Genomic DNA, 3,414 nt, shown 5'->3' with positions numbered 1-3,414 from the left:
TTTTGCGATAAACAGCGGCATGCAGGGCGGGTATATCAGGCGCTTTATTCTCTGGCGACAGATGATAAGGGTGAACTCTGTTATCTGCATCAGACCCTGCTTGATGGGGATAAAAAAGCGAATATCGGTGATAGCGCCAAACGACTTAAATCACTACAGGAACAGAACTATCTTGATCACACCCGCTCAGTGGCCATACGCATGTTTCCGGTTGCCTCCACATTGGGTATTGCTGAAGGCATTGAAACAGCCCTGTCTTGTTATCAAGTGTACGGGATAAATACTTGGTCAGTAATCAATGCAGGATTCATGGAGAAATTCAGGGTACCGGCAGGCGTCAAACACCTCATCATCTTTGCTGATATGGATAAACATTCCGCCACCGGACAGGCGGCGGCCTTTAATTGCGCCACCGCCAATCTCAGAGCAAAAAACGATTTGATATCAGTTAGCGTCCGCTGGCCTGATTCTGGTGATTTTAATGACTTCGTAGTGAATGGCGATCAGGTTCGTGAGCAGGTCTACACAAAGAGGGCAGCATAATGCGTGACATTCAATATGTTTTAGAGTTATGGGGTGCATGGGCTGCTAGTGATAACAGTCAGGTAGATTGGCAACCAGTCGCCGCAGGATTTAAAAGTTTATTGCCGAACACTAATAAGTCACGCCCCCAGTGCTGCGATGATGATGGTATAATGATTGATGGTTGTGTAGCTCGACTTAAAAAGTATAAACCTGAAGAGTATGAGTTGGTAATTTTGCATTATGTATTTGGTGTTTCACTACGCATGATAGCCAAAAGGCGGAAGTGCTCAGATGGGACGATCAGAAAAGAGATGCAAACGGCGCAGGGGTTTATTGGTGGGTGTTTAGCTATGTTAGATATAAATAATAGTTAATATATATTAAAGCACTCAAAAGAGTGCTTTAACTAAGTCGAAAGCTTTTGGTGTAAGCATGAAAAATGCTATGTGAGCTAAAGTAAATCCTAAACCAAGTACAAAAAGTACAACCCAAAGAATATTTTTTTGCCATCTAATTCTTGACTTGAGTGTTTTAAAGATAGATTTGAATTTCTCAGATATATCCTTATATTTCCTTTTCATCAATAGATCTTGCCTATCAATTTCTTCTCCAATAACTTCTAACGTATGTTTTTGATTCCAAACCATTAAGCCAACGAGGGCTGAAAAGATCCAACAACCCAATAAAACTGCAATATTTACCCAGAATTCATACCCAAAATCGTTGGATTTTTTCATCTGAGTTGCAACGATTATTGTAGCAACAGGAATACCGAGTATTTGATTTTGAATATCGCTTATAGCTTTATGGATCTTCCCTGTATACTCAACTTTTGCTGCTTCTAATTGATCTCTAATCTTGTCATAAGAAAAATCAGAGACAAATATACTATAGCCATCAGAGTAACTATTGTTTAATTCATCTAAATGAGAAAGTAAATATTTAAATCTTGTTTCAGAAGATTCTGTTTTTAGTAAATTGAAAACGGATTTTCCAAGAATAGCTAATTTCTGTTCGATATGTGTATCAGCGGTTAGTGTTCTATCAATTTTATCTAGTAGATCAACGTTAGCAGATAACAATTGCTCACTAGTGTATATTATTGGAAGAGAAAATTTCCCTGATTCAAGAAAAATAAGCTCTCCTTTGTCTTTGTCAAAATATGCAGCTGACTTCTTTAAGTGTTGTATAAAATTCAATAATTTACGGTATCTTTCTATACATTCAGGAGTGTTAGTATCTTTGCTAGAGAAATGCTCATCAATAAGAAAGTAATTTTTTCTTTCTTCAAAGCATGATTTTACGACCTTAAGATAATGATCAAAATTTAAAGCAAGTATGCCGAGGCCGGTTCTGGGCTTTTCAATGTGAAGAGTGACTGTTTTTCCTAATACAACCTCACTAGGAGGATGACCTTTCAACGAAATGCCCGAATCATCTGGATTATCTCCAGATATGGCATTCAAAAGGCTATCCACCATCGCTTGATTGGATAGTGTCAGAGTTCCGCTTCTACCGTCAGGCTGAAAATTCATTTCACGATAGAGCTTTTCAAGGTCGGCAAATTTTATGCTACTCATCTTCTTCTGGTTGATTTTCTTTTCTTAAGCGTATCAATAATTCTTCAGGAAGATTGTTTATCGTAAGTGTTTCATCTTCATTGAATATTATATGTTTTTCTTGTATTGCTGCTCTAGTGAATTCTAGTTTCCATTGTGCAGTTTTACCTGAAAATTTCACTAAACGACGAAGAACCCTTTTATCTGGTACAAAACCTTCAGTGAATTTCAATTCAGGATCTGAAAGTGCTGCGACAAGTAACGCTGGCTCTTCTGGCCATAGCTCGTTGGCAAATGTTTCAGTATGAAGAGGTTCATCGTTGTTTGCTAAATCAAGGCAGATGCCATGTGCTTTATTGAAGAAGGCATCTCTTTGTGCATCAGTGAGGTTCTGTGATGTTGCAAAATTCTCAAGCCCAGCAATCAAAGTATTGCTTTCGGTTGCTGCAATAATATTATTATTGCAGCCGAGGAATGCCTTGAAGTATTCAGATACTTTATCTTGCTTTCTTCCTTTGATAAAGCTCAGATATCTCTCTGTACCGTCAGTCCAGCTAGTTAAGTCAACTCTTCCAGCAAAACGGAACCCGTTGATATCTAGATAGAAACTATCCTTCAAATCTTTGTCTTTAGTTAAAGCTGCTCCCAGTTCTTCCGTGAGAATTGCCACATATAAATAATCCTTTTTGTCCCTTTTGATATGACAAATAAATACATGCCCACCTGTAGCCGCTGTTTTTGCCGCTTTAGCTGAAAGTGTGTCCATCATTGATACGGTTAGCTCTAAAAAATTAATTTCCTTGGTTACAAAATGTTTCCTGACATATTTTTTGACAGGATAATTATCTTCATCATCTTCGAATCGTCCATGAGATTTCCCCGGGCGTTTAGCATAACTATCAGATAAAGCATCAACTAATCTTTGAACTGTCGCTGTTACTTTTAATTGCTCAGTCCGAGGATCAACACTAAATATACCTTCGATACGCACAAGATCATGTACCACCACAGAAACGATCTTATTCGCTAATTTTTCTTGGTCAGGCTGCGCAGTCATAATTAAATCCATTTTATTGGTAGTCAGCTAATAGTTGCTGTTGTATGTGATATTTGAAATGTACTTTCAACTCAATTTACACTTAGATTTCCAATAAATCTCTAACGCGTACGCAAAAATGTCTGTATTGTGATAAGGATAGTTACTTAGTCACGTAGCTTACACAATTTAAAAGACCTCGCTTCGGCGGGGTTTTGTCGTTTCTGAGGTATGCGGTCAGCACATTGGTAGGTGTTGACGCCGGAACCGTAACCGGCTTCACATTCGCATGGG

General features: G+C 38.3%; 4 protein-coding genes. 2 read left to right on the top strand and 2 right to left on the bottom strand.

Annotated features, from left to right (window positions below):
- Both AEP37_RS22805 and AEP37_RS22800 read left to right on the top strand, forming a co-directional pair.
- Positions 1-543, top strand: a 543-nt coding sequence (locus AEP37_RS22805) for a toprim domain-containing protein (protein WP_049615465.1), incomplete at its 5' end; no start/stop codon positions are given.
- Positions 543-899 carry an antiterminator Q family protein gene (locus tag AEP37_RS22800; RefSeq protein ID WP_049615464.1) on the top strand — a complete coding sequence of 119 codons (357 nt, stop codon included), beginning with the start codon at positions 543-545 and terminating at the stop codon, positions 897-899. The genes AEP37_RS22805 and AEP37_RS22800, both read left to right, overlap by 1 nt.
- 15 nt (positions 900-914) lie before the next feature.
- On the opposite strand, the gene AEP37_RS22795 is transcribed toward AEP37_RS22800, so the two are convergent.
- Both AEP37_RS22795 and AEP37_RS22790 read right to left on the bottom strand, forming a co-directional pair.
- Positions 915-2,105 (bottom strand): hypothetical protein, encoded by a 1,191-nt coding sequence (locus AEP37_RS22795; protein WP_049615463.1) that lies wholly within the window; start codon positions 2,103-2,105, stop codon positions 915-917.
- On the bottom strand, positions 2,098-3,141 hold the full coding sequence (locus AEP37_RS22790; protein ID WP_049615462.1) for a nucleoid-associated protein: 1,044 nt from the start codon (positions 3,139-3,141) through the stop codon (positions 2,098-2,100). The genes AEP37_RS22795 and AEP37_RS22790 overlap by 8 nt, the downstream gene beginning before the upstream one ends.
- Between the last annotated feature and the right edge of the window lie 273 nt (positions 3,142-3,414).

Origin of the sequence: Yersinia pekkanenii (assembly GCF_001152565.1) — a bacterium.
In the GTDB taxonomy this organism is placed as follows: Bacteria; Pseudomonadota; Gammaproteobacteria; order Enterobacterales; family Enterobacteriaceae; genus Yersinia; species Yersinia pekkanenii.
This window is presented reverse-complemented; position numbering and strand designations above follow the sequence as displayed.

Excerpts from the sequence above, each read along its gene's own strand:
- AEP37_RS22800 (WP_049615464.1), top strand. The coding sequence starts at position 543 with ATGCGTGACATTCAATATGTTTTAGAGTTATGGGGTGCATGGGCTGCT.
- AEP37_RS22795 (WP_049615463.1), bottom strand. The coding sequence starts at position 2,105 with ATGAGTAGCATAAAATTTGCCGACCTTGAAAAGCTCTATCGTGAAATG.
- AEP37_RS22790 (WP_049615462.1), bottom strand. The coding sequence starts at position 3,141 with ATGACTGCGCAGCCTGACCAAGAAAAATTAGCGAATAAGATCGTTTCT.